This window comes from Oceanicaulis sp. LC35 (assembly GCF_052055585.1).
Classification (GTDB): domain Bacteria; phylum Pseudomonadota; class Alphaproteobacteria; order Caulobacterales; family Maricaulaceae; genus Oceanicaulis.
The window spans coordinates 853,529-879,240 of sequence record NZ_CP170485.1; the positions used below are offsets into that span (position 1 = coordinate 853,529).

Below are 25,712 nucleotides of genomic sequence, written 5' to 3' on the forward strand. Positions count from 1 at the left end.
ACTGAAAGCGTCTCTGGGGGCAGAACGAAGTGGCTCCGGTAGATCCCGGATCAAGTCCGGGATGACAGGGTTGAGAGGGAAAAAACCTACTCCCCCAGCAACCGCTCCACCTCACCCAGAATAACCGCCCACGCGGGCGCGGTCGGGTCGATGAGCTCGAAATGACCGGCGTTTTCCAGCGTGATCTCGGTGACCGTATCGCCAGCGGCTTCGGCTTCAGCCGCATAGGCCGCGCCGAACAGCGGCGGCACGATGGGGTCGAGGTCGCCTGACATGATCACCTGCTCCACATGCATTGGCAGCAGCTGATCGGGTGAGGTGTCTGCATAGGGCGTGTCGCCGGGATGACCCGCGATCAGGGCGTCCACCGTGTCCGGCTCGCCGCAGCGGCCGGGGCCTTCGGCGCGGTAAAGCTCAAGATCATTGATGCCCGCGAGCGTGATGACGCCGTTGGGGATGAACGGGTCTTCCACATAAAGCGGCGTGTCCTGCAGCTGGCCGCGCGCGGCGGCCCATAATGCCAGATGCCCGCCTGCGGAGTGGCCCATCAGCACGGTGCGGCGCGGATCAATCGGATAATCGCGAGTGAGCTGGCGGGCATAGTCCACGCCCCAGGCCACGCTCTCAAACGTCCCCGGATACCCGCCCGTCTCATGGCCCAGACGCGGATAGGTGATGTTCCACACCGCGATGCCGCGATCCTTGAGATCGGCATTGAGCTGGTCCTGCAGGATGGTGCCCGGAATAGCCGCCTGCCAGCAGCCGCCATGGATCATGATGACCAGCGGGAAGGGGCCATCGCCGTCCGGAAGCCACAGCTCGCCATATTGCTCCTCGCCCTCGCCGTACTCGATCCGGGCGTCAGCGGGTGCGCGTTCCCGGTCGAGAAGGTTCTGCCAGCTGATCGGGCGCGCGTCGGCGTGCGGGTCTTGAGCGCAAGCAGGTGCGGCGAGGAGGAGGGCGGCGGTGAGGCAGATGGCGAGGCGCATTTATTGATCCGTTTGAAAACTGATGTGAGAGAAGAAAGTCTGAGCCTGAACAATTAAATCATTGATTTCTTGTCGCTCTTCCGCGCCGGAGTGCATGAAGGACCACCCATCTTCGAAAACATCCTTGATAATGGAAAGCAGGTCCAAGCCCAATTGAGGCAATCCTGCTTTCTCGATTGACCACACCATAGGAGAATAGTGAGCAAACTTATTTCGTAAGCTTTGAAGCAACTGGAATGATTTGAATTGTGAATCTGAAATTGAAATATTTGGACCTGCCTCTTCTAAGCGCTTCTCAGCACCGCTGAGGCGAGAAATCAAAGTGGCTGGATCCGCAAGGCGTTCTTTAAATTTCCCCGATAGATTGCCAGACGTCAAAGAGGCATACGTTTGGTTTGCGCTTTTCTCGGTAAGGGCGCCAATTTGTGCTGACCCTGATAGATTGCAGACTGCAGCACCCTGAAGAGCGCTAAACAGTGATATTAAGGCCCATTTCCAAGCAGCAGGGTCGGCTTGAGTATCAATTAGAGATCGATTGAGTTGCCTCAATGAAGATAAAACGTCTGAGCGCTCAGTAAATCGTATCCACATTGGGTTTCATCCCTAAGGCGCCGCTTCTACAAAGCTGGCGACGACCTTTTTCTCGCCGGCCTTGTCAAAGGCGACGGTGAGCTTGGCGCCGTCGGCGGCTTTGACGGTGCCATAGCCGAATTTCTGGTGGAAGACGCGGTCGCCGCGTTTCCATTTCGAGTTTCCGCCCACTGAGCTGGTGTCAATCAGCGTGGCCTTGCCCTCGATGACGCCGGGATCGGCGCGGCGGCCGGACGCCTTGCTGGCCTGGAAGCGTTTCCAGCCGGGGCTTTCATAGCTCGATTTGAAGGGGTCGGCGACTTCCGCCACGCCCTCAAAACCCGGCCCGGCGTCGTAATAGCCGGTTTCGGATTTGGCTTCGCAATGCTCGGGCGGCATTTCGTCGATAAAGCGCGAAGGCAGCACCGATTGCCAGCGGCCAAAGATCATCCGGTTGGCGGTGAAGCTGATGACGGCGCGTTCGCGGGCGCGGGTGATGCCCACATAAGCCAGGCGCCGTTCCTCTTCGAGCGCCGCCGTGCCGCCTTCATCCATGGAGCGTTGGGAGGGGAAGACCGTCTCTTCCCAGCCCGGGAGGAAGACGAGCGGGAATTCGAGGCCCTTGGCGGCGTGCAGCGTCATGATCGAGACTTCATCGCCGTTCTCGGTGCGGTCGGCATCCGAAACGAGGGCGATGTGCTCAAGGAAGGCTTCAAGGCTGTCAAACTCGCCCATGGAGCGGACGAGTTCTTTCAGGTTGTCGAGCCGGCCAGCGGCCTGCGGGCTCTTGTCCTCGCGCCACATGGCCGTATAGCCGCTTTCATCGAGAATGATTTCGGCAAGCTCGTCATGGCGCATGGTCTCGGCCTGCTCGGCCCAGCGTTCAAGATCGCGCAGGAAGGCGATGAGGCCGGTGCGGCCCTTGCCCTTGATCTCGTCGGTCTGGGTCATCAGGCGCGCGGCCTCGGCCATCGAAACCTGCGCGCCGCGCGCGGCCATGGCGATCTTCTGCACAGACGTATCGCCAACGCCGCGCTTGGGGGTGTTCACCACGCGCTCGAACGCCAGATCATCTGACAGGCTGCGCACCAGCCGCAGATAGGCGAGGGCGTCGCGGATCTCGGCGCGTTCAAAGAAGCGCGGTCCGCCGATGACCTTGTAGGGCAGGCCCAGCATGATGAAGCGGTCTTCAAAGGCGCGCATCTGCCAGGACGCCCGCACCAGAACGGCGATGTCGGAATGCTTGCCGCCGCCCTTGATGTGCGCCTCGATCTCGTCGGCGACAAAGCGCGCTTCCGCTTCGCCGTCCCACAGGCCCGAGACCTGAACCTTGTGACCGGCCTGATCCTCGGTCCACAGCGTCTTGCCCAAGCGCGCCTTGTTGGCGGTGATCAGGCCCGCCGCCGCGCCGAGGATATGGCCGGTGGAGCGGTAATTGCGCTCGAGCCGAATGACCGTCGCGCCGGGGAAGTCCTGTTCAAAGCGCAGGATGTTGTCCACCTCCGCGCCGCGCCAGCCATAGATCGACTGGTCGTCATCACCCACGCAGCACACATTGCCAGACCCGCGCGCCAGAAGCCGCAGCCACAGATACTGGGCGACGTTGGTGTCCTGATATTCGTCCACCAGCAGATAGCGGAACTTGCGATGGAAGTCGGCCAGCACATCGTCATGGTTCTGGAAGATGGTGATGTTGTGCAGCAGAAGATCGCCGAAATCGCACGCATTCAGTACGCTCAGGCGATCCTGATAGAGCTTGTAGAGTTTCTGGGCCTTGCCGTCCGCGAAGCTCCACTTGTCCTCTTCGGGGATGCGTTCGGGCGTCTGGGCGCGGTTCTTCCAGCCATCAATCAGGCTGGCGAGATGGCGCGGCGTCCAGCGTTTCGTATCAATGCCTTCAGCCTCGAGGATCTGCTTGAGAAGCCGCAGCTGGTCGTCGGTGTCGAGAATGGTGAAGCTCGATTTCAGGCCCACCAGCTCGGCATGCCGGCGCAGAATCTGGGCGGCGATAGAGTGGAAGGTGCCCAGCCAGGGCAGGCCCTCGACCTGTTCGCCGATGATCTTGCCCACCCGCTCCTTCATCTCGCGCGCGGCCTTGTTGGTGAAGGTCACCGCCAGGATGTTCCAGGGCTGCGCCTTGCCGGTGGCCAGAATGTGCGCCAGCCGCGTGGTCAGAACGCGCGTCTTGCCCGTGCCCGCGCCTGCCAGAACCAGCACCGCGCCGTCAATCGCCTCGACCGCCGCGCGCTGTTCGGGGTTCAACCCGTCCAGATAGGCGGCGTTAGCGCTCGGCGCCCGCGGGGCCGCCTGCTGGGAAAGGGGAAGAGAGGACATGACGCAGGCTTTCGCACTTCGATTCGCAGATGAGAACGAAACTAGCACATCCGTAAGCGAAACGTAGGGGCGGCGATGTCATAGGTCAGGCGCTAGCGATGCTCTTCCTCATGCCGGGCCTGCAGCGCGTGGGCGTAGGCGGCGTGGGCGTCGGCCTTGGTGATATAGCCCACAATGGGCTGGTCGCCATGACGGGAGCGGACCTGCGCCCCGTCGATCTTCTCGGCTGAGAAGAAGCCCATCACCCGGCCCAGATAATCATCGTCATAGACGCAAGGCTCATCGAGCTCGCCCCGGGTGTCATGGCTGTCGAGCGGGGTCATGATATCGCGCGCGCGAATGGTCTGCAGGATGACGCGGGCATCGCCCTGGGTGAGGTCAAAGCCGTGCCGCTCGACCTGCTTGTGAAAGAAGCTGCCCTTGGTGATCGAAGTGGTGATGACGCTGGCCAGCGACACGCAGACCAGTAGCGCGATCGAGGCTTCATAGCTGGCGGTCAGTTCAAACACGATCAGCGTGGTGGATAGCGGCGCGCCCAGCACCGCCCCACCCACAGCGCCCATGCCGATAACGGCGAAATAGGCGCTGCCGGCGCTGTCCGGGCCCAGAATGGGAGCGATCAGCGCACCATAGAGCGCGCCCAGCATGGCGCCGAGATAGAGCGAGGGCGCGAAGATGCCGCCGCCAAAGCGGAAGGCCATGGTGGCGACGATGGCGGCGAGCTTGAGCACGATCAGAGCGGCCAGCGTGGCGATGGCGTAACCGCCCGCAAGCGCGATCGAAGTCGCTTCATAGCCCACCCCCAGCACCTCTGGCGCGAGCAGGCCGAGCCCGCCGATCAGCAGCCCGCCGAAGGGCGGCAGGATCCAGAGCGGGATGGAGAGCGCTTGCGCCCGGGTCGCCAGATGGCGCGGCACGTTGAAGGCCAGCATCACACAGGCGATGGCGAGCGCGGCGGAGACGAGACCGAGCGGAATGATCGCGATGAAGTCCGCAAGGCTGGCGGGGGGGACCTCGGGAACGGAAAAGGCAGGCGTGGCGCCGAAATGGATGCGCGAGAGGATGGCGCCGATCACACTGGCGGCGGCGACCGGGCCGATCGAGCGCAGCGCGTAATGGCCCAGCACGACCTCGAAGGCAAAGAGAGCGCCGGCGACAGGGGCATTAAAGCTGGCGGCCACCGCCGCCGAGGCGCCGCAGGCGAGCATGATGCGCGCGCCCCGCGCCGGCAGGTTCAACGGTTGGCTGATAAAGCTTGCGAGCGCGGCGCCCAGATTGACCGATGGACCTTCACGTCCGGTCGAACCGCCCGCGCCAATGGAGACCGCGTGCACAAGGGCGGACCAGACGCTGGGCATCAGCGCCATCTTGCCGCCCTGGGCGGCGCGCGCTTCCATCACATCCGCCACGCCCTCGGCGCGGATTTCAGGCAGCCATTTGGTCTTAAGGCCCACATAAAGCAGGAGCGAGACGACGCAGCCGCCTGCGACGGGCGCCAGGATCACCATGATCGCGGGGAGGGTGGAGGCGGTGCTGGCGAGGCGTTCGGAGAACTCGCCAAAGGCGATGAGCTGGACGGACTGGATCGCAAGGCGCAAACCGATCGCCGCATATCCCGCAACAACGCCCACCACCAGCGCCAGCAGCCAGAGCGCAGGGGAGCGCCCGTCCGCAAAGCTGTTCTTCAGATAGCGAAGCAGTTTGTCGAGTGGCGAAAGGGGCGGCGGGGTGACGGCGGTGCTCATGCCCCCTTCAAACCCCGCACGCCGCGTATCGTCAACTCCGGATCAGCCCTGATCGACTGTGAGCGCGCGGTTGAGCGCCCACACCCGGCAGGCGCTCGACAGCGGCTGGTCAGGCTCACGCAACTCGTCGATCGAGGTGATGAGCCCGGCCAGGGATCCGCCGGTTTCGTTCAGCTCTGCATCGATCACGGACCAGAACTCCGGCTCGAGCGCCAGAGAGGTTGCGTGTCCTCTGAGGGTGACTGAACGTTTTTTAAGCATGGTGTCTAGGCCAGTTCCTTGAGCGCTTCGGCGTTGAAGTCTTCGAGATCCTCAAAGCGGCCATCCTTGACCTTGCGGGCCCAGGCGAAATCGGACAGCAAGGCCCGGCCCACGCCAACGAGATCAAACTCGCCCGCATCCAGACGCTCGATCAGCTTGTCGAGGCCGGACTTTTCAGAGGCTTCACCCATAAAGGCGCCAATGAAGTCACTATTAAGGCCAACAGATCCCACGGTGATGGCAGGCTTGCCAGTCAGCTTCTTCGTCCAGCCGGCCAGATTGAGGTCAGAGCCTTCAAATTCGGGCAGCCAGAAGCGGCGGGTGGAGGCGTGGAAGATGTCGACGCCGGCTTCAGAGAGCGGCGTGAGGAAGGCTTCGAGCTCATCCGGGGTTTGCGCCAGCTTGGCGTTGTAGTCCTGCTGTTTCCACTGCGAATAGCGCAGGATCAACGGCAGGTCCGCCGGGATGCGGGCGCGGACGGCGCGGATGATTTCCTGCGCGAACTCGGTGCGGGAGAGGAGGCTGCCGCCATATTTGTCATCGCGCTGGTTCATGCCCTCCCAGAAGAACTGGTCGATCAGATAGCCATGGGCGCCGTGCAGCTCAATGGCGTCAAAGCCGATCTTCGCCGCGTTCTCGGCGGCTTCGGCAAAGCCCAGAATGGTGTCGTCGATCTCGGCCTGGGTCATCGGCTCGCCGACTTTCTTGCCGCCGGGCATGATGCCGGACGGGCTGTCGGACGGCGCGTCCGGGTGCGGACCGGTGCCCGGCTTGCGCGCCAGACCCACATGCCAGAGCTGGGGCGCGATCTTGCCGCCCTTGGCGTGGACCGCGTCGACCACCTTCTTCCAGCCCGCCAGAGCTTCTTCGGTGTGGAAGTTCGGGATCGCCGGATCAAAGCTGGCGCCGGGGCGGTTGATCGTGGTGCCCTCGGTGATGATCAGGCCGACATCATTGTCCGCACGGCGTTCGTAATAGCCGACCACATTGTCGTTCGGCACGCCGCCCGGACTTTTCGAGCGGGTCATGGGCGCCATGACGATACGGTTCTTGAGCTGGAGCGAGCCGAGCTCGAAGGGTTGGAAAAGGGCGTTGGTGTTCGACATGGAAGGGTCCCCTGAAAGCACGAATGAACGGCGATCAGTTGGATATATCGCGTGCGACAATCAAGGGCAAAACGTCAGACTGCGCGCAAACTGTTTTCTGGCGACAGGATATTGCTCTGACATTTCAGAACAATACGCAGTTTGCCCTATGGGCGTTTTAGCCGGCGTTTCCTGATGCGGCACGTGCCGAAATGAAAACGGCGGCTCATCGAGCCGCCGTTCTGTCAGGTCTCTGACCCGTCTTTATCTGTTTCGCGCTTGTGCGCGTCCAGCGCCGCCTTGCGTTTGGCTTCGCGCGCTTTTTCAAGATCGCGCTGGGCCTTGGGCGTACCGAACTGGACGCGATTGGTTTCGGCCTGTCTGGCCTTGTCCTCGCGCGCCTTCTTTTTGCGGAACTGACGCAGATTGATCGGCTGGGTCATGAGAGCCTCCAAGGCTCCGCCGCCGCGGCGGCGGAGCCGAGCGTTCGGCCTTATTTCGGGCCGATCATGTCTTCGGGGCGCACCACGCGGTCAAACTCTTCCTCGGTGACGAAGCCGAGTTTGATGGCTTCCTCGCGCAGGGTGGTGCCGTTCTTGTGGGCGGTCTTGGCGACGGTAGTGGCGTTGTCATAGCCGATGGTCGGCGCCAGAGCGGTCACCAGCATCAGCGAGCGTTCCATGATGTCGGCGATGCGCTGTTCGTTCGCTTCGATGCCGACGACGCAATTGTCGGTGAAGGAATGGCAGGCGTCGGTGATCAGCTTGGCGCTGGTCAGCACGTTGTAGGACATCATCGGCTTGAAGACGTTGAGCTGGAACTGGCCCTGGCTGCCCGCAAAGCTGACGGCGGAATTGTTGCCCATCACCTGGGCGCAGACCATGGTCATGGCTTCGCACTGGGTCGGGTTCACTTTGCCCGGCATGATGGAGCTGCCCGGCTCGTTCGCCGGCAGGGAGATCTCGCCGATGCCGCAACGCGGGCCGGAGCCCAGCAGGCGGATGTCGTTGGCGATCTTGAACAGCGACACTGCCGCCGAGTTCAGCGCGCCATGCGCTTCCACCATGGCGTCCTTGGTGGAGAGGGCCTCGAACTTGTTCGGCGCGGTTACGAAGGGCAGCCGGGTCAGGCTCGCCACTTCCTCGGCGAACTTTTCAGCAAAACCGATCTTGGCGTTCAGGCCTGTACCGACCGCGGTGCCGCCCTGGGCGAGCTCATAGAGCGCCGGAAGGGCGCTTTCGACACGGCGGATGGCGTTGTCGATCATATGCACATAGGCGGAGAATTCCTGACCCAGCGTCAGCGGGGTGGCGTCCATCAGGTGCGTGCGGCCGATCTTGATGATGTCCTTGAACGCTTCGGACTTGTCATTGAGCGCATTGCGCAGGGTCTGCAGCGCCGGGACCAGATCGTGCTTGAACACTTCTGCCGCGGCGATGTGCATGGCGGTGGGGAAGGTGTCGTTGGACGACTGGGAGCGGTTCACATGGTCATTGGGGTGAACCGGGTCTTTGGAGCCGACCTCGCCGCCCAGAATCTGGATGGCGCGGTTGGAGATGACCTCGTTGGCGTTCATGTTCGACTGGGTGCCAGACCCCGTCTGCCAGACCACCAGCGGGAAATGGTCGTTGAGCTTGCCTTCGGCGACTTCCAGCGCCGCGGCGGCGATGGCGTCGCCCAGCTCGGGCTCGAGATTGTCGAGCGCCATATTGGCTTTGGCGGCGCAATGCTTGACCACGCCCAGGGCGCGGACCAGCGGCAGAGGCTGGGTCTGGCCGCCGATCTTGAAGTTCATCAGCGAGCGCGCGGTCTGGGCGCCCCAGAGCTTGTCGGACGGGACTTCGAGGGGGCCGAAGGAATCGGTTTCAACACGCATCTCGGTCATGGGTCTTTCTCCAGTACGGCGTGGGCCTTGTATGGGGCGTCTATAGGCCCGCAGAGCAAAGGCAGGCAAGGCGCACCTTGGTCGCGTCCGCGTCGATCTGCACCTGATTGAACCAAAATGGGCTGGGCATGCACCTGTCTGTGAACGCACAGCACGCACAGGAGGTTCAGATGGATGCCTATAAGGGCGCGGCCCGGCTGATCGGGATGAGCGACGCAATCTGGGCCCGGCACGCCCATCCGCTCAGCGTCTGGAGCCGCATGCTGGCGGCGCCGGTGATTTTTGCGTGTCTGTGGAGCCCGGTCTGGATTGGCTGGTACGGGGCGGGCTTTATCGTGATGGCTGTAGTGTGGATGTGGATCAATCCGCGCCTGACCCCGCCGCCGAAGAGCGGACGCAGCTGGGCCAGCAAGGGGGTGATTGGCGAGCGTATCCTGATCAATCGCAAGACGGTCCCTGTGCCCAAGGGTTATCAGCGCGCCGCCTTCCTGACCTCGACCCTCTCGGGCCTGTTCATGCTGGGCTTTGTGATCGCCTATATCCGTCTCGATATGCTGGCGGCGGCTCTGGCCTGGCATGGCTCGGCGGTGGCGAAATACTGGTTCGTGGACCGGATGGCCTTGCTTGCCGAACGGATGGAAGACCGCCATCCTGTCTATGCCGCCTGGCTGGCGGGCGACTGGAGCGCCACGCTGGAAGACAGCGATGCGGCGCACGAATCGCCGTAAGCAACATCAATCAGGGTCCCATGTCCCGCTTTGTTTCACTGCCGCCGGATTATTGGGACCAGCTTGACTGGATCGGGAGAGGGAAGGTGCAAGCCTCCGCCATTGATGGATCGCTGAATGTGCGCGTGGACGCGCTGACGTCCCAGACGCGCAAGTTCAAGGAATTGATCTCGGCTTTCTTCCGCACCGAGTTCAAACGGGTGCGCCCGAAATACGGCCCGTTTGAAGTGGTGATCGAGATCGAGCGCACCGAGAACACCCCTGTGCATGACGTGGACAATGTGGCCAAGGCCATTCTGGATGCGCTGACGGGCGTGGTGTTTCACGATGACAGCCAGGTCCAGCGCCTGCATGTCGAGAAGGTTCTGGGCGAGCGCGCCCGCGTAAAGGTCCGCGCCCGGCCCATCGGTGAGTTGACCCGAACCGATCAGGCTGACGCCGCCTGAAACGAAAAACGCCAGGGCGAGGCCCTGGCGTTTCTGTCTGGATACAGGCGGGTCTAGAACTTGTAGCCCAGCGTCAGCCAGTATTTGGTGCGATCGGCCGGTGCGGGCGCGATGTCCGGGCCATCATAGTCGGCCATCTCGAAAGACAGCTCGATGTCATTGGCGAAGCTCAATCGGACATAGAGGTCGAACTCTTCGCCCAGATCGGCGCCGGTGTTTTCCGCTTCAAAGTCGTGCCAGACGATGCCGGCGCGCCAGCCTTCAATGGCGGAGCCTTCCACGCTTGCGCCATAGCTCAGATCCACATGCAGGTCCTCAAGACCATCCGCGGGCGCCGCGCGACCGCCGCCATGGAACACGTCCGCCCAGCCGGCGGTGCCGTGATTGGCCGCCAGCGGGTTGGCGAAGGCGTAGGTTCCGTCACCGGACACCACGTCATAGCCCAGGGCGAACCGGGCGCCCTGATAGGACAGGGCGAGGCCGCTATCGATCAGCGTGTTGTCAAAGTCTGCGGTTGCGGAGCCGGAATCGTTCTGCGCGGCGACCAGCAGGTCATAGCTGACGCCCACTTCGCCCAGTGTGGTCGAGCCGGTCAGGCGCGCGCCATAAGTCGTGTTTGACAGGTTCTCGCGGCCCGGTTCCGGGATATCGATCAGATAGACGAAACCAGCCAGCTTGAAGGCGTCGCTGATGTCGTAACCCGCATGGAACAGGTGCGCATCGGTCTCCCAGTTGACGTCGTCACCGGGGCCCCGGTTCAGCTGCCAATGGTAGACATAGTTGGCTGAGAACGCGCCGTGTTCGAAGCTGACCAGGGCGGCGTCGTGCGAGTTCTTGTCCTGGCGGTGTCCCGGCGAGCCGATGATGCGGTTGCCGTCAAAGCCCAGATACTGGCGCCCCACGGTGAAGGACCATTCGTCGTTCGGCTTGAAGCCGAGCTGGGCCCGGTTCAGTTCGGTGAAGTCGGGATCATTGATCGTGGCGTAAGCCGGCAGCGGGTCAAGCGAGGTGTTGCGATCGTCATCACCGGCCAGAGTGACGCTGTTCTCGATTTCCGCGAGGAAGGAGAAACGCGTGTCCGCCGGTTTGAAGCGCACGCCGACGCGGCTGCGCAGGGTAAGGGATTCCGCTTCCAGCTTGCCGGTCTGCTCAACTGATTCATAGCGCGCCCGGAAGTCGCCAAAAACCTCGGCTGATTGAGCCAGCGCGGCCTGGGGAAGGAGCGCTGCGCCTGCGCCTAGCAGCAGGGTGAGTTTGTAAGTCTTCATGTCCAGCCTCTTCGGTCGGAGACAATGCCAATCCGGACGCCCCCATGAGGTCACCCGATGCTGCCGCCATTAAGAGCTGAAATGCTTCAAGTTTGGTTAGTCAGGTGTTCAGTATGAGGCACACGAAAAAGCCCCATCCGGATCAACAGGATGGGGCTTGGCTTCAAAGATGTTTTGTTACTCGGCGATCTGGCTGGACACGCTGCGCGGGCGTATAGACTGCACGGCGGCGAAGATCAGGGCGCCGACCATGAAGACCGCCAGCAGGTGAATGACCCAGCTGAGAATGCGGAGCGCGTCTGCAATCTGATCCCGGGTCCGGGGCATCTGCGCCACAAGGGTCTCCACCTCAAGAAGCTGGACCTGCATCTGAAGGTCGAGACGGGTCAGGGCCAGCGCTTGCTCTTCCTGAACCGCGACAGGCGAATTGTTCGCGCCCAGGCTGGCGGCCTGAAGCACCACCCGGCGGATCGCAGGCAGGGCTTGGTCAAGCTCACCGAGAGGCGTGCGAAGCGCGCTGTCGCGTCGGGTCAGCGCAATGACTTCATTCAGAGCGACTTCATATTCTTCGAGATTGAGCAGGAGCGCTTGCATGCGTAGCGGGCTGGGTGCGCTGACCATGGCCTGAGCGTCGCGCATCAGCGAGGCCTGGTCCTTCTCCAGGGTCGAGGCGGCATAGCTCAGCTCGATCCTGTTCTGAGCTTGGCTTTCCAGATGTCGAATGGAAGCCCCCAGCACGGAGCTGGCAACCGCGTAGACCAGCAGAAGCAGGAGCGGCAGGGTCGGCAGGCCCTGACGTGAAAGCGGTGAGAGAGCAGACGTCCAACCGGTCATGGTGATCTCCGTTGCGTTGCGCTTTCTCGCTACGGGCGAATCGCGCGCCATTCTTCTCCAGACTGTGTACGGGGGTTTCTTAAGGTAGTATTGACCAGGAGGTTGTTCCCGCTCCCCGGCACACGCCATGCGAGAGTGCGGCGACATAAAAAAAGGGACGCCGAAGCGTCCCTTTTCATTGCGTATTTCGGCCTGATCAGGCGCGCATGGTCTGAACGAAGCTTTCAAACTCTTCTTTCCAGGCTTCATGGCGATCGGCCATTTCCTGAGCCGCAGCCAGAACCGATTTGGAAATCTCGTCGGTCTGGTGGGTGAACTCGACCACTTTGGCGACGCTTGAAGCAGCATCGCTGGATCCTGAATCGGCGCGCTGCGCGGATTCTGCGATTTCAGTGGTGGCTACGCGTTGCTGGTCGATAGCGGCCGCGCAGCTGGTGGCCAGCTCGCCCAGTTGCCGCACCGCTTGAAGGGTGCGGTCCGTGGAGGCGGCCGTCTTCTCGGAAGCGGACTGGATGGCGTTGATTTGCGCGGAGATCTGCTGGGTGGCGTTGCTGGTCTGCTCCGCCAGCTCTTTCACCTCGCTGGCCACAACGGCGAAGCCCTTGCCGGCTTCACCGGCGCGGGCGGCCTCGATCGTGGCGTTCAGCGCCAGAAGGTTCGTCTGGTCCGCAATGGTCTCGATCAGGGTGACGATCTCGCCAATGGCCTGAGCGGCTTCGGAGAGCTGGGATACGACCGTTGCGCTTTGCTCGGTCTCGTCGCCGGCTTCCTGGGACAGCTCGGATGTGCGGGTCACCTGTTCGGACACTTCGCGGATCGAGGCGGCCAGTTCTTCAGAGGCGGCGGCCACGGCCTGAATGCCGGAGGCGGCTGCGCCCGATGCCGTCTGGGCGTCGCGGGACAGACCCGATGCTTCGCTTGAAGAGCTCTGCATCTGGGACGCCGAAGAGGAGAGCTGCTGGGAGGCCGCCATGACAGAATTCAGAAGTTCGCTCGAGCTGGCCTCGAAACGGCCGACTGCGCTCTCGATCTCTTTCTGACGCTCAAGGCGTTGTGCAGCTTCGCGGTTCTGATTGGCGTGCACTTCATCAGCGCTGCTGAGCGCGGACTGCAAGGTGGCGATCGCCCGGCCAAGATCGCCGAACACGTCCTTGCGGCGGGTTTCGTCGATGCTCATGTCGCGCTCGCCATCGGCCAGCTTGCCCACGAGGGACTGGATGGAGCTGACCGAGCGGGTGATGCTGCCGCCAATGATATGGGTCATGGCCATCAGGCCGGCGGCGGTCAGGATCAGTGCAATAAGGCTGACCCATTGAGAAATGGCGGCAACGCTGTCGCGCGCTTCCCAGGCTTCATCAAGCAGGGCGCGTTCGCCGTCCCGGACAATCTCGATATTGGTGTCCATCCGGTCGTCATAGATCGCGAGGGCATCAATGAAGCGCTGCATGTCGAGCTCGGAATAGGTCGCCACGTTCGCCGCGGCGGTCTCGATCAGCTCGTTCAGACCCGGTACGTCTGCACGGATAGCCGACAGGGCGTTGCGGAATTCGGGAACCTTGATCATCCCCTCGACATCGGAAAGGGCTGTCTCGAAGTCGGTGAGGTTCGCCAGGGCGGCTTCTCGGCGTTCCGGCGTCGGAGAGCTCGCCATCAGATAGGTATCGCGCAGCAGGGAGGTCAGGTCTTTTTCAAGCCCGCTCGCGGCTACGAGGTTTTCAGTGGCGTGCGTCGCGCGATCGTCGACCCGCTGGCTCACCGTGCCCATCAGAAAGTTCGCGCCGACATACACCAGCATGAGGATGATGGATGCCCCGGCGATCATGCGCAGGCGCGCGGTCAGCGAAAACTGATCAAGCTTATTGATCATGGTAGACCCCTGTCTTTCAGCTCGATTGCGCAATTCATGTAAGGAATTCAGACAAGGATGGCGCAATCCTTAAATAAGGTGTGCGCTTAGCCGGTTAATATATGTTTGCACTAACGACGTTCACCGACGCCCGTTAGCGAGGCGACGTGACTCTGGGCGCCGCCTCAGGCTGAGCATGGCCAAGACGCCCACCGCTGGCCCCAGAGCCAGCGGCCAGAACGCGAAACGCCAGCCAATCAGCTCGGCCCAGACCGGCAGGAGCTGAACCGTGATGAGGGTCAGGGCGAACCCCAGGGCGGTTTGCAGGGTCAGGATCGAGCCGGCCTTGTCGGGCGGAGCCAATTCGGCCGCCGCGGCCGAGAACTGGGCGGAGTCTGCAATCACGGTGACCCCGTAGATCAGCAGAAGCCCGATCATCACAAGGGCGGGCGCTGACCAGGCCCAGGCGCTCAAAAGGGCGCAAGAACCGCTGGCGGCCATGGCGATGCTGGTGACCAGCGTGCGCCCGACCCGGTCCGCCAGCCAACCCGCTGCCAGGGATCCCGCAGCGCCAATGGCGACAATGGCGAAGGTGAGCCCGGACGTGGAGAAAGACGGGGAGAGCGCGCGATCTTGCGCCCAGACCGTGACGAAAACGCCCACCCAGGCCCAGAAAGCGTAAAGCTCCCACATATGCCCCAGATAGCCCAGATTGACCCGGGCGAGTGCGGGATCGGTGAAGGTCAGCTTTACCGCGCGTGGATCAAATCCCGGCGCGCGGCGGAATGCGGGGCCTGCCCTGACGCACAGGATCAGTCCGGCGCTGGCCAGCGCGGCGATGCCTGAGAGCAGGAAAGGTGCGCGCCAGTCGAGATTTTCTGTCAGCAAGGGGGCCAGATGCGGACTGGCCGAGCCCAGGGTCAGTGCGCCAACCAGAAGTCCGATCAGAAGGCCCGTATCCCCGCGCGCCCAGCTGGCGGCGAGTTTCATGCCCACGGGATAGACGAAGGCGAGGGCCGCGCCCGCGATCAGCCGGCTCAGCGGCATCAGCATCCCGCCGGGTGGCAGGATGAGAGCGGTCAGGCTCATCAAGCCGGCGATCACGGCCCCGCAGGCGAAAACGCGTCGGGCGTCGTACCGGTCAGCAAGGCCGAGGCTTGCGCTGGTGAGCGCCCCGATGACAAAGCCCAGCTGCACGGCGCTGGAGAGCGCTGCGCCGTCAAAGGTGGTCAGGGCGCCTGTGGCCTGAAGTCCGGGAAGTGCGGCGGCGCCGGCGAACCAGACGGATAATGCAAGGACCTGCGCCAGCGCGATCAGCGCCAGATGGCGCGGCTTGCCGACCAGGTCAGTCATTCTCGTAGGGGCGAAGGGCGGCGGTTGCGCTTGCGGTGGCGCACAGCACGCCGTCCGCGTTCCACAACCAGCCTTCGGTGAAGGCCACGCTGGAGCCCAGGCGAACGACCTGACCGCGGGCGCGAGCCCTGTCCGTCATCAGCGGGCGCAGAAAGCTGGTCTTCATTTCAAGCGTGGGCACGGCGAATTTCAGATCGCCAGCGATAAGGGTGGACAGGCTCATCGCTTCATCCAGAAACCCGGTCACGATCCCGCCCTGGGTCGAGCCATTGGGATTGAGAAATTCGGGACGAGCCTCGAACCAGGCTTCGACCCATCGCTCTTCGGGGTGAAGGTCGATCAGCGAGAAGCCGAAATGACGTGTCGCCGCCGGCATCCGGGTCTGGTCGGAAAACAGCGCCAGGAGGTCATCCCGGCGGCTGGGCGTGCCGCTCACTCTTTATTCCGGAACGCTTCAAGGCTGACGACCGTGCCTTCATTGACCTGGTCTGAGCCATCGCTGTTTTTGGGCGTGTCGTCAGGCGAAGGCGCCGCGTAGTCAAAATGCAGGCGGAAGCCGACGCTGGGATCGTGGAACCGGGTGACCGCGCGCCACGGAACCTTGAGGTATTTGGGTACGCCGCCAAATTTCAGCGTCACTTCAAAGCCGGCGTCATCCACTTCGAGGTCCCAGAACTGGTGCTCAAGGACGATCGTCATTTCTTCGGGATAGGCGCTGGCTAGGGATTCATCGATGTCGCAGCCCGGATCTGACGTACGAAAAGTGATGTAGAAATGGTGCGCGCCCGGCAGACCATCGCCTGCCGCTCGTTCCAGAGACTTGCGAACAACCTCACGCAGGGCTTCCTGTGCGAGCTGTTCATATTGCATCAGGTCTTTAGCCACCTGCATCGCCCTTTCCCAGCCACGGCAATCTGAGGGGAAGCGTACCGGTTCCCTGCGATGCGTCAATCGGTCGTCACCGCTGAGCGCACCTGATGGAACATCGCCGCGAGGCAAAGGGCGCATGGTTGTTTTCGTATAAGATGACTTTGAGGCATTTGTGTAGGAGTCTGGCAACGAAACTCTAAGGTCTGTGATGTAAGAGGATGCAAAGGGTCGGGGCCGCCTGAAGTGATGAGGGCGCAAGGCTCTGGGGAGACAGACGATGCATTCCGTACTCAATCGATACTGGCCGAGTTCCGATACTCAGGACCGAATGGGCGTCGCATCTGAACGTCTTCTGACCGTCTTTTGCCTGCTGGCGGGTTTGAGCGGCTTGTGCGTGAACATCATCAACACACGCTACCTGCCCGATTATGCGGCCGAGGTGGGGACCGGGTTCGCCCTGACGGTTCTGCTGCTGATCGCCCCCTATCTGATCAATGGCCGCCCCCATTTCGAATTTCGGGTCCGTGTAGTCGGGCTGGTCGTGGTCGGGTTCTTGGGATTGCTGTCCCTGATCAACGGCAATCTTGTGAATGTGAACAATATGGCGCTGGTGCCGGCCGTGCTCACCTTCTGCCTGGTGCTGGGCGTGACGGACGGCCTGCTGATCGTGGTGTTCAGCATTGGCGTTTACATCACCACGTATCTCATCACGCGTACCGGAAGCGGTGCGTCCCTGTCTCAGGAGACCTTGCTTGCGGGGCTGGTCCTGTCCCAGGTTTTCGTTTTTGTCTCGGCGGCCTTCTTCCGTGTGAACATGATGGCGGCCGTCAACGCTTTGGCGGCGGAGAAGGCGAAAGCGGAACAGGCCAATCAGGCGAAATCGCAATTTCTGGCCAATATGAGCCACGAAATCCGCACGCCGTTAAATGGCGTGCTGGGGATGACGGCGGTTCTGGCCCTGTCCAAGCTGGATGAGCGTCAACGCAAGGCCGTCGAGGTGATCCGCCTGTCCGGTGACCATCTACTGTCCACCCTCAATGACATTCTGGACCTCGCCAAGATCGACGCCGGTCAGATGGATGTGGAGACGGTTGAGTTCGTCCTCGGGGACGTGACCGAGCAGATCCAGTCCCTTTATGCGCCGCAGGCGGAGAAGGCCGGTCTGAGCTTCTCGCTTCGCTTTGAGCATGGCGTCAGCGCTCAGAGCCTGCGCGTTGGCGATCCGACGCGTCTGAGCCAGATCGTGCATAACCTCGTGTCCAATGCGCTCAAATTCACGCGCAAGGGCGGCGTGCGTCTGAGTTTCTCCCAGGATGAGGCCAACGAGGAGCTGATCCTGCGCGTTCGGGATACGGGTTGCGGGATGACCGCAGAACAGATCGATCGTGTCTTCATGCCGTTCACCCAGGCGGATTCCTCCACGTCTCGCGAGTATGGCGGCACCGGGCTGGGGCTCTCTATCGTCAAGCGCCTGCTTGAGGTGATGAAGGGGCGCATAGAAGTGGAAAGCGAACCTGATGTGGGCACGCTGTTCACGGTGTATCTGCCGTTCAGGGCCGTTCGCGGCAATGGTCAGAGCGCTGAGCCTGCCGATTCCTGCGATTGCACGGGCGCCCTGAAGCCGGGGCTGAAAATCCTGGTGGTGGATGATTGCGAGACCAATCAGACGGTGGCGGCCGGACTGCTGCGCGCCTGCGATGTGGAGGTCAGCCTGGCCGGAGACGCACGGGCGGCGCTCGATCATTCACAGACGATCGATTTTGATCTGGTCCTGATGGATATCCGCATGCCGGGCAGGGACGGGATCGAGGTTCTGGGCGATTTGCGCGGCGCGCGTGAAGTCGATGGCCGCGCGATGCCGCCGGTCATCGCCATGACAGCCAATATCATGGCCCATCAGGTTGAAAGCTACATCGAAGCCGGATTTGTCGACACGCTCGCCAAGCCTTTGCGTCAGGACGTTCTGGTGCAGGCGGTGTCAGATGCTGTGTCCGAAGCTGCCGGTTCGTCCAGCGAGGCGCCCGCTTCGGCCCGGATGGCCTAGTCGACGCTTTTCGTGCGATAGGCCAGCCGTAGCCCGCCCCAGTGCCGTCCTTGAATATGGATGGGCGCGCTCAGATCCTTCATCATTGCAAACCGGCCCGCGCCCATGTCCCGGCGATAGGTTTGAAGAAGAACCGGCTTGGTGTTCTGTCCGGCGCGCAAGCCAACCCGGTCATCGAATATCCGACGGTTGCGGCAGTTGGCGGCGTTCCAGTCCGGATCCGTTCCCTGGGGCTTTGAGAATTTCAGATTGTGGGTCGGCAGATAGCCGTTCCGGTCTACCGCCGCGCAGAAGACGATGTCGGGATGGCTGTCAGCGGCGGCTTCCTGAATGGGCGGCAGCAGCGCATCTGTCAGTGCGGTGAAGCGGGTCATGAACTGCTGCGGGTTGGAGCCCTGGATTGGCGCATACTCGGCGTCAAAGAAGTCTTCGAGCATGATCTCTCCGCGCTCCAGCGCCTGAGTGAAGGCGGCTTCGATCTTTGATTTTGCATCCTGCAGCGTGGCGATGAAGGCGCTGTCGCGGGTCCGGGCGCCCTCGAGAGCATTGCGAACGATCATCGCGTCCGCTTCATCCACGGTCTGGCTGATCTGGTTCGCGGAGGTATCCAGCGCCTCGCTTGACTGACTGACGACGCCGCTCAGGTCCTGAACCCGGTGCGACAGGTTCTGCGTGCGATCATGAATGGCGCGCGCATCGCGCGCCGCCGCCGCGCTGGAGCTGGACATGCCGGTAACAGCGTCAGACATGCCGGTGACCAGCCGGCTCAACTGATCGGTGGACTGGCTCACCTGCTCGCTGGCGCCAGCGGCAGTCTGTCCAAGCCCGACGAGCGTATCGCTTTCCCCACGGATTTCCTTGAGCAGCTCCTGAATGCTCAGGGTTGCGGTCGCAGTTTCGCTGGCCAGCGCCTTGACCTCGCCAGCCACTACGGCGAAGCCGCGACCGGCTTCACCGGCGCGCGCGGCTTCGATCGTCGCGTTCAGGGCCAGGAGATTGGTCTGGCTGGCGATGCGCTCGATGGCGCTGGACATGTCCCCGATGCGATTGAGTGCGTTGAGCAGGACACTGACCTGGTCCTGCATGGCGCCGACGGTGGAAACGAGCGTGGCGATATCCTCGCCCGTACGTCCCAACGCCGTGTCCGCTTCCGCCATGGCGGAAGAGGCGCTGCGGGCATGGGTTTCGGTTTCTTCAGCGACAGACAGGATGGATCGGCTCTGCCCCAGAGTTTCCTCGGCATCCAGGCCAAGCTCTGAGAACGCCTGCTTGAGACCCAGAATAGCCCTGGAGGTTTCGTCGATCAGACCCGACACATCGGCCATGGAGACGCCGAATGTGGAGAGCGCATCCGAACGGGAATCCGCATTCAGATCAGGTGCGTCAGGATGTGGAAAGGCGGCTGCGGGGTCAGGTCGTGACGACATGCCGGTCCCCAAACGAGTACGAATCTGTGAAGCGCAAGCTTCGCCGCCGAGCGATTAAGAAAACCTTCCACATGCCCGTGGACCGGATGAGACAAAGGTCTCAGCGCTGTCGGCAAAGCTCTGTCATGGGGAGGGAAGTGGGGGCTTCTGTTGCCAGGCGCCCCCGAGCCCCGCCTGACCTTGCTAGAGGTCAGGACTTAAGTGCGAGATACCCGCGCTGCTATGCAGCGAGAGCGACCTCTTCAGCATAGTTGTCGTTGGCAACTACTAAATATGGGCTGGTAACGAAGCCCATTCGGGCGAAAGCCACGTCTTTAGCCATCTGTCGATCCTATTCGGCCCCATGCTCGCCGCCCAACGTGCGGAGGAGAATTGGTGGAGCCGCCGGGATTCGCACCCGGGTCCAGTCTGGTTATTACACGCGCGTTTATCGCCATAGTCCGCCGAAGCGAACGCTATGAATATAGGCGATGCGCCCGGAGGGTTAAAGAGGGCGGGCGCATCGCCACTGGGCTGGATCAGCCCATTTTCATGATGAAGGCGTTGAGTTTATTGCCGTCCAGATCGCGGAAATAGGCGGCGTAGAAGCTGTCGCCACGCCAGCCCGGCTCGCCTTCGCAGGTTCCGCCCAGCTCCAGCGCGGTCTTGTAGATTTCATCCACATGCGCTTCGTCACGCGCCGCCAGGGCCACCATGACGCCATTGCCAACCGTGGCCGGTTCGCCATTGAAGGGCTTGGTGAGGCCAATGCCTGCACCGCCATCGGGCTTGCCCCAGGCGATGAAATTGCCCGGATCCTCCATCATGCGCGGCGTGTCGAGCAGCGCCGCAATGCGGTCATAGAAGGCCGCTCCCTTTTCAAGATCATTCGTACCGACAGTGACATAACCAATCATGGCGTGTTCCCCATTTGTTCAATAAGCAAACAGAACCATGAAGCCCGGCATGCGGCAAGTTAAATCGCTCGCGTATCAGTGGAAAACTGAGCCCTAAGCCTTAAAGGCGCGCAGCCTCAAGGCGTTGGTCAGAACACATACGCTGGAGGCGGCCATGGCGGCGGCTGCGAAAATGGGCGACAGCGACCAGCCGAAAACCGGAGTGAACACACCCGCAGCCAGCGGGATCAGCAAGGCGTTGTAGCCGAACGCCCAAATGAGGTTCTGGCGGATATTGTTCAGCGTTGCGCGGCTGAGGCCCAGAGCCGTCGCCACGGCGGCCGGATCATCACGCATCAGGACGACATCGGCGCTTTCCAGCGCAATGTCAGAGCCCGAGCCCATTGCGATCCCGACATCGGCCTCGGCGAGGGCGGCGGCGTCATTGATGCCATCCCCGATAAAGGCGACCGGGCCATAGGCTTTGCGCAGCGACGCAACAGCCTGGTATTTCTCGTCCGGCGGCGTTTCAGAGCGAACATCCTCAACACCCAGGGCCTGACCGACGGCTCGCGCCGAGGCTTCGGCGTCACCTGTGATCATGGCGAGGGTCAGGCCGTGTTCGCGCAGCGCGTTGAGGGCATCGAACGCGCCCTTGCGGATCGGGTCGGAGACGCCGAAGGCGGCGCGAAGGCTCTGACCGCGCGCCAGGAAGATTACCGTCACGCCGCGCTCATCGAGCTCCCCGATGGCATCCGCAAGCGGATCCAGCTCAACGCCAAGACGGCGCATGAAGCGTTTGGAACCCAGATAGACAGGCTCGCCTTCACATTCGGCTTTGACGCCGTAACCGGATTCCGCCGTCCAGTTCTCCAGCGTGGGCAGGGTCAGTGATTGCTCTTCCGACGCGTTGAGAATGGCACGCGCAATCGGGTGCTCGCTGGTGCGTTCCAGCGCGGCGGCGAGGGCAAGGGCGTCCTGCTCGCTCACGCCCTTCACCGTATGAAGCGCGGTGAGGGCGGGTTTGCCCTCGGTCAGGGTGCCGGTCTTGTCAAAGGCGGCGACGCGCACATTGGACAGACCCTGCAGCGCCTCGCCCTGACGGAACAGAACGCCGAGCTCCGCGCCCCGGCCTGCGCCCACCATGATGGAGGTTGGGGTGGCGAGCCCCATGGCGCAGGGGCAGGCGATGATCAGCACGGCGACCGCCTTCACCAGCGCTTCGCTGAGCCCCGCCTCAGGCGCCAGCGTCAGCCAGGCGAGGAAGGTGACAAGCGCGATGGCGATGACGGCGGGCACGAAATAGCCCGTGACCCGGTCGACCAGCGACTGGATGGGCAGTTTTGCGCCCTGGGCCTGTTCGACCATGGCGATGATCTGGCTGAGCATGGTGTCCGCACCGGTCCGTTCGGTGCGGATGACCAGCGCGCCCTCGGCGTTCATCGAGCCGCCAACAACCTCATCGCCCTGGCACTTGTGTACGGGTACGGGTTCACCAGTCAGCATGGATTCGTCCACATAGGACTGGCCACTCTCCACGACGCCATCCACCGGCAGGCGTTCACCGGGACGCACATGCACGAGATCGCCGGGCATGACCGCGTCGAGCGCCAGCTCCACAACCTCGCCCTCGCGCTCAATGCGGGCGGTTTGCGGGCGCAGACCGATCAGCTTGCGGATCGCGGCGCTGGTGCGGCCCTTGGCGCGCGCTTCCATATACCGGCCTGCCAGGATCAGCGTGGTGATCATCGCGGCGGCTTCGAAATAGACATGGCGCGCATCGGCAGGGAACAGTTCAGGCGCCAGCAGGACAAGCGTGGAATAGGCCCAGGCCGCGCCGGCGCCGAGCGCGACCAGCGCATTCATTTCGGGCGCCAGACGAAGCAGCGCCTTGCCGCCCAGCGTGAAGAAACGCCGACCGGGGAAAGCGAGCACCAGGCTCGTCAGCACAAACTGGATCGACCAGCTCAGTGTCTGGCCCAGGGTGTTCATGACGAAATGATGGAAGCCGGGGATCATGTGCCCGCCCATCTCCAGCACGAAGACCGGCAGGGTCAGCACGGCGGCGAGGATCAGCTGGCGTTTGAGATCGGCTTGCGCGGCGGCCTTTTCAGCCTCATCTCGGGCGGCGCGATCGGGGGCCGGATCATAGCGCTCGGCCTTGAAGCCCACGCTTTCCACAGCCGCAATCAGCTCGGCCTCATCCAGATCCTTCCCCGTCACCTGAGCGCGGGAGGTGGCGAAGTTGACATTCGCCCGCTCAACGCCCTCGGCCTTGGACAGCGCGGTCTCCACCTTTCGCACACAGCCAGCGCAGCTGAGGCCGGACAGAGAGAGGGTGAGGGCGGTCGGGGCGGAGTTCTGGGTCATGGCGATGAGATCGGACCTTCCTGCTTCACATGCAAGTGTCTGGATATGCGGCGCGGCTGCGGTTTATCCGCGCAACAGGCTTGCAGCGCCTGTCAGCGCGACCTTTATCGAATCAATAGCCGGGTTAGACTTCGCCCTGACCCCGGACCCAAGGAGACCGCCATGGTGCTCGCAGACACGCCCAAGCCCTATGTCGGCTCCCCCATCGAGCGCGCCTATCTCGATCTCCTGCACGAGATCATGGAGACGGGCGAGGACCAGACCGACCGCACGGGCACTGGCACACGCGGTGTCTTTGGTCGCCAGATCCGCTGCGATCTCAAGGACGGCTTTCCGCTTCTGACCACCAAGAAGGTCCATTTCAAATCCATCGCGGTGGAATTGCTGTGGTTCATCAAGGGCATCACCAACGTCAAATGGCTGCAGGAGCGCGGCGTCAGCATCTGGGATGAATGGGCGGACGAAAACGGCGAGCTGGGTCCGGTCTACGGCAAGCAATGGCGCCGCTGGGAAGGTCCCAATGGCGAGGAGATCGACCAGCTCGCGGGCCTGATCGAGCAGATCAAACAGAGCCCGGATAGCCGCCGCCATATCATCAGCGCCTGGAACCCGGCTGACGTGCCCTCCATGGCGCTGCCGCCCTGCCATACGCTGTTCCAGTTCAAGGTTCTGGGCGGACGCCTGCACCTGCAGCTCTATCAGCGCAGCGCGGACATGTTCCTGGGCGTGCCGTTCAATATCGCGAGCTACGCCCTGCTGCTCGCCATGGTCGCGCAGGCGACGGGCTATGAGCCGGGCGAGTATGTGCACACCTTTGGTGACGCCCATATCTACTCAAACCATTTCGATCAGGTGCGCGAACAGCTCTCGCGTGACCCCCGCGCCCTGCCGACGCTGAAACTCAACCCGGATGTGACCGACCTCTTCGCCTTTGAGTACGAGGATATCACGCTCGAAGGCTACGACCCCCATGCGCGCATCTCCGCGCCGGTGGCGGTGTAGGATGGGTCACATCAAGCTCGCCATTGTGGTCGCTGTTGCAAAGAACGGCGTTATTGGCCGGGACGGCGATCTGCCCTGGCGAATCCCGTCTGATCTCAAGCGGTTCAAGCAGGTCACGCTGGGCAAGCCTGTCGTTATGGGACGCAAGACCTGGGACAGCCTGCCGCGCAAGCCGCTGCCGGGGCGGGCGAATTTCGTCATCAGCCGGTCTGTGACCGCCGCCGCGGGCGCTTATGTCTTTGCTGATGTGGACGCCTGTCTGGAAGAGGCGCGCGGCGCCGCCATCGAAGCGGGCGTGGATGAAGTCTGCCTGATCGGCGGGGCGCAGCTTTACGCCGACCTCCTGCCCAAAGTGGACCGGATATATCTGACTGAAGTCGATCTTGAACCCGAGGGCGATGCGGGCTTCCCCGAGCTCTCGGATGACGACTGGCGCGAAGTGAGCGCTGAGACGGTCGAAGCGGCCGAGGGCGATGATGCGGGCTTTTCGCTGCGGGTTCTGGATCGCGTCCGGGCGTCATAGCGCAGCATCCCGATACCGGTTTTACTTGAACCGGAGGCGCGGACCCGCCAAATACTCGTATACCGAATAAAACACGAAACCTTATAACCAGCGGGGAGATTCATGCCCTGGAACGACAATGCAGGCGGCGGCGGCCCTTGGGGCTCCGGCGGCGGCGGTCAGAATAACAACAACCCCTGGGGGCGTGGCCCCAACGGTCCGGGCCGCGGCCCGTCCGGTGGGGGTCAGGAACCTGATCTTGAGGAACTGGTGCGCCGGTTCCAGCAATGGCTGGGCGGCAAAGGTCCGCGCGGCGGCGGACGTAATGGTTCCGGCAAAGGCGGTTCCGGCGGCGGCATCGTCGGTGTGGTCGCTGTGCTGATTGGCCTGGGCGTGATCACCGCAGCCTCTGTCTATCAGGTCGGCCCCGGTGAAGCGGGCGTCGTGCAGCGTTTTGGCGAATACGTGCGTACCACGGGCGCAGGCCTTCGCATGAAGCTGCCTTACCCGATCGAGACGGTTGAGACGGTGAATGTCACCGAAATCCGCTCGATCACGATCGGCACCACGCCGCAGGAAGCGCTGATGGTCACCCGCGACGAGAACATCGTGGACCTGTCCTTCACGGTTCAGTGGCAGGTCGATCCGACCCGCGTGCGCGATTACGTCTTCAATGTGCGAGACCAGCGCGCCATGGTTCAGGCCGTCTCTGAGAGCGCCATGCGTGAAGTCGTCGGTACGTCCGATCTTCAGCCGATCATCGGCAGTGGCCGGGGTGAAGTCGCCCAACGGGCCGAGGAGATCATTCAGGATACGCTGAACCTTTATGAGGCGGGCATTCAGATCGTGGGTCTGCAGCTGCAGGAATCCGCTCCGCCTGAAGGCGTTATCGCGGCCTTCCAGGACGTGATCAGCGCCGAACAGGACGCTGAGGCCAACGCGCTGCAAGCCACTGCCTACGCCAACCGTGTGGTTCCTGAAACGCGTGGTGAAGCTGTGCGTCTTCTGGAAGAAGCGCGGGGTTATCGCGACCAGGTGGTTGCCGAAGCGCAAGGTCAGGCTGATCGCTTCAACGCCATCTACAACGAGTACGCCCAGGCGCCGGATGTCACCCGCGAACGGATGTATCTGGAAACCATGGAACGGGTTCTGGGACGCTCTGATCTTCTGATCCTGGATCAGAATGGCGGGGCCGTTCCCTATCTTCCGCTCGACCAGCTGGGTCGGAACCGGGGCGAAGCCAACCGCGCCGCAGGCTCGGGTCAGGGAGGCTAGATC

At 62.6% G+C, this 25,712-nt stretch carries 23 protein-coding genes and 1 other RNA gene; 6 read left to right on the forward strand and 18 right to left on the reverse strand.

Going from position 1 to position 25,712, the window contains the following annotated elements; genetic code table 11:
• Positions 1 to 86 precede the first annotated feature (86 nt).
• The 8 genes from ACFELO_RS03955 to fumC form a co-directional block, all read right to left on the reverse strand.
• Positions 87 to 989, reverse strand: coding sequence for an alpha/beta hydrolase family protein (locus tag ACFELO_RS03955; RefSeq protein ID WP_440959276.1), 903 nt, complete (start codon positions 987 to 989; stop codon positions 87 to 89).
• On the reverse strand, positions 990 to 1,580 hold the full coding sequence (locus tag ACFELO_RS03960; RefSeq protein WP_440959277.1) for a hypothetical protein: 591 nt from the start codon (positions 1,578 to 1,580) through the stop codon (positions 990 to 992). It lies immediately after the preceding gene.
• Positions 1,581 to 1,592: 12 nt separating this feature from the next.
• Positions 1,593 to 3,893 carry an ATP-dependent helicase gene (locus tag ACFELO_RS03965; RefSeq protein ID WP_440959278.1) on the reverse strand — a complete coding sequence of 767 codons (2,301 nt, stop codon included), beginning with the start codon at positions 3,891 to 3,893 and terminating at the stop codon, positions 1,593 to 1,595.
• A 92-nt stretch (positions 3,894 to 3,985) separates the two neighbouring features.
• Positions 3,986 to 5,638: a chloride channel protein gene (locus ACFELO_RS03970; protein WP_440959279.1), complete on the reverse strand. Its 1,653-nt coding sequence runs from the start codon at positions 5,636 to 5,638 to the stop codon at positions 3,986 to 3,988.
• Between the two features lie 42 nt (positions 5,639 to 5,680).
• On the reverse strand, positions 5,681 to 5,899 hold the full coding sequence (locus tag ACFELO_RS03975; RefSeq protein WP_440959280.1) for a ribbon-helix-helix domain-containing protein: 219 nt from the start codon (positions 5,897 to 5,899) through the stop codon (positions 5,681 to 5,683).
• A gap of 5 nt (positions 5,900 to 5,904) precedes the next feature.
• Entirely contained in the window at positions 5,905 to 7,005 is a 1,101-nt protein-coding gene (locus tag ACFELO_RS03980; protein ID WP_440959281.1) for an NADH:flavin oxidoreductase, read from the reverse strand.
• Positions 7,006 to 7,229: 224 nt separating this feature from the next.
• Entirely contained in the window at positions 7,230 to 7,427 is a 198-nt protein-coding gene (locus ACFELO_RS03985; protein ID WP_440959282.1) for a DUF4169 family protein, read from the reverse strand.
• A gap of 50 nt (positions 7,428 to 7,477) precedes the next feature.
• A complete protein-coding gene (gene fumC / locus ACFELO_RS03990) occupies positions 7,478 to 8,869 on the reverse strand; it encodes a class II fumarate hydratase (RefSeq protein ID WP_440959283.1) in 1,392 nt (463 codons plus the stop codon).
• A 170-nt stretch (positions 8,870 to 9,039) separates the two neighbouring features.
• Here fumC and ACFELO_RS03995 point away from each other — a divergent pair, with 170 nt between their 5' ends.
• Positions 9,040 to 9,597, forward strand: a complete 558-nt coding sequence (locus ACFELO_RS03995) for a DUF6653 family protein (protein WP_440959284.1) — start codon at positions 9,040 to 9,042, stop codon at positions 9,595 to 9,597.
• An 86-nt stretch (positions 9,598 to 9,683) separates the two neighbouring features.
• Positions 9,684 to 10,043, forward strand: coding sequence for a RusA family crossover junction endodeoxyribonuclease (locus ACFELO_RS04000; protein ID WP_440959285.1), 360 nt, complete (start codon positions 9,684 to 9,686; stop codon positions 10,041 to 10,043).
• Between the two features lie 53 nt (positions 10,044 to 10,096).
• Here ACFELO_RS04000 and ACFELO_RS04005 read toward each other — a convergent pair whose 3' ends face one another.
• The 6 genes from ACFELO_RS04005 to ACFELO_RS04030 all read right to left on the reverse strand — a co-directional run bounded on the left by ACFELO_RS04005 (position 10,097) and on the right by ACFELO_RS04030 (position 16,235).
• Positions 10,097 to 11,311: a hypothetical protein gene (locus ACFELO_RS04005; RefSeq protein ID WP_440959286.1), complete on the reverse strand. Its 1,215-nt coding sequence runs from the start codon at positions 11,309 to 11,311 to the stop codon at positions 10,097 to 10,099.
• A 177-nt stretch (positions 11,312 to 11,488) separates the two neighbouring features.
• Positions 11,489 to 12,145 carry a hypothetical protein gene (locus tag ACFELO_RS04010; RefSeq protein WP_440959287.1) on the reverse strand — a complete coding sequence of 219 codons (657 nt, stop codon included), beginning with the start codon at positions 12,143 to 12,145 and terminating at the stop codon, positions 11,489 to 11,491.
• Between the two features lie 196 nt (positions 12,146 to 12,341).
• Complete coding sequence (locus tag ACFELO_RS04015; protein WP_440959288.1) at positions 12,342 to 14,012, reverse strand: methyl-accepting chemotaxis protein; 1,671 nt, start codon at positions 14,010 to 14,012, stop codon at positions 12,342 to 12,344.
• 120 nt (positions 14,013 to 14,132) lie between these two features.
• Positions 14,133 to 15,344: an MFS transporter gene (locus ACFELO_RS04020; protein ID WP_440959289.1), complete on the reverse strand. Its 1,212-nt coding sequence runs from the start codon at positions 15,342 to 15,344 to the stop codon at positions 14,133 to 14,135.
• Positions 15,337 to 15,780 carry a PaaI family thioesterase gene (locus ACFELO_RS04025; protein ID WP_440959290.1) on the reverse strand — a complete coding sequence of 148 codons (444 nt, stop codon included), beginning with the start codon at positions 15,778 to 15,780 and terminating at the stop codon, positions 15,337 to 15,339. The genes ACFELO_RS04020 and ACFELO_RS04025 overlap by 8 nt, the downstream gene beginning before the upstream one ends.
• The gene (locus ACFELO_RS04030) at positions 15,777 to 16,235 is read right to left on the reverse strand and encodes an SspB family protein (protein WP_440959291.1); all 459 of its coding nucleotides are present in this window, start codon (positions 16,233 to 16,235) and stop codon (positions 15,777 to 15,779) included. The genes ACFELO_RS04025 and ACFELO_RS04030 overlap by 4 nt, the downstream gene beginning before the upstream one ends.
• A gap of 256 nt (positions 16,236 to 16,491) precedes the next feature.
• Here ACFELO_RS04030 and ACFELO_RS04035 point away from each other — a divergent pair, with 256 nt between their 5' ends.
• On the forward strand, positions 16,492 to 18,258 hold the full coding sequence (locus ACFELO_RS04035; protein WP_440959292.1) for an ATP-binding protein: 1,767 nt from the start codon (positions 16,492 to 16,494) through the stop codon (positions 18,256 to 18,258).
• On the opposite strand, the gene ACFELO_RS04040 is transcribed toward ACFELO_RS04035, so the two are convergent.
• From ACFELO_RS04040 to ACFELO_RS04055, 4 genes are all read right to left on the reverse strand, one after another.
• On the reverse strand, positions 18,255 to 19,685 hold the full coding sequence (locus ACFELO_RS04040) for a methyl-accepting chemotaxis protein (RefSeq protein ID WP_440959293.1): 1,431 nt from the start codon (positions 19,683 to 19,685) through the stop codon (positions 18,255 to 18,257). The two genes, ACFELO_RS04035 and ACFELO_RS04040, sit on opposite strands and share 4 nt — an antisense overlap.
• Before the next feature lie 136 nt (positions 19,686 to 19,821).
• Positions 19,822 to 20,178, reverse strand: a transfer-messenger RNA (tmRNA) gene (gene ssrA, locus ACFELO_RS04045).
• Positions 20,179 to 20,203: 25 nt separating this feature from the next.
• On the reverse strand, positions 20,204 to 20,581 hold the full coding sequence (locus ACFELO_RS04050) for a VOC family protein (protein WP_440959294.1): 378 nt from the start codon (positions 20,579 to 20,581) through the stop codon (positions 20,204 to 20,206).
• Positions 20,582 to 20,674: 93 nt separating this feature from the next.
• Positions 20,675 to 22,930 (reverse strand): heavy metal translocating P-type ATPase, encoded by a 2,256-nt coding sequence (locus ACFELO_RS04055; RefSeq protein ID WP_440959295.1) that lies wholly within the window; start codon positions 22,928 to 22,930, stop codon positions 20,675 to 20,677.
• Between the two features lie 162 nt (positions 22,931 to 23,092).
• Here ACFELO_RS04055 and ACFELO_RS04060 point away from each other — a divergent pair, with 162 nt between their 5' ends.
• The 3 genes from ACFELO_RS04060 to hflK all read left to right on the forward strand — a co-directional run bounded on the left by ACFELO_RS04060 (position 23,093) and on the right by hflK (position 25,709).
• Positions 23,093 to 23,932, forward strand: a complete 840-nt coding sequence (locus ACFELO_RS04060) for a thymidylate synthase (protein WP_440959296.1) — start codon at positions 23,093 to 23,095, stop codon at positions 23,930 to 23,932.
• Position 23,933: 1 nt separating this feature from the next.
• A complete protein-coding gene (locus ACFELO_RS04065) occupies positions 23,934 to 24,455 on the forward strand; it encodes a dihydrofolate reductase (RefSeq protein ID WP_440959297.1) in 522 nt (173 codons plus the stop codon).
• Positions 24,456 to 24,557: 102 nt separating this feature from the next.
• Complete coding sequence (hflK, locus tag ACFELO_RS04070; protein WP_440959298.1) at positions 24,558 to 25,709, forward strand: FtsH protease activity modulator HflK; 1,152 nt, start codon at positions 24,558 to 24,560, stop codon at positions 25,707 to 25,709.
• Positions 25,710 to 25,712: the final 3 nt, after the last annotated feature.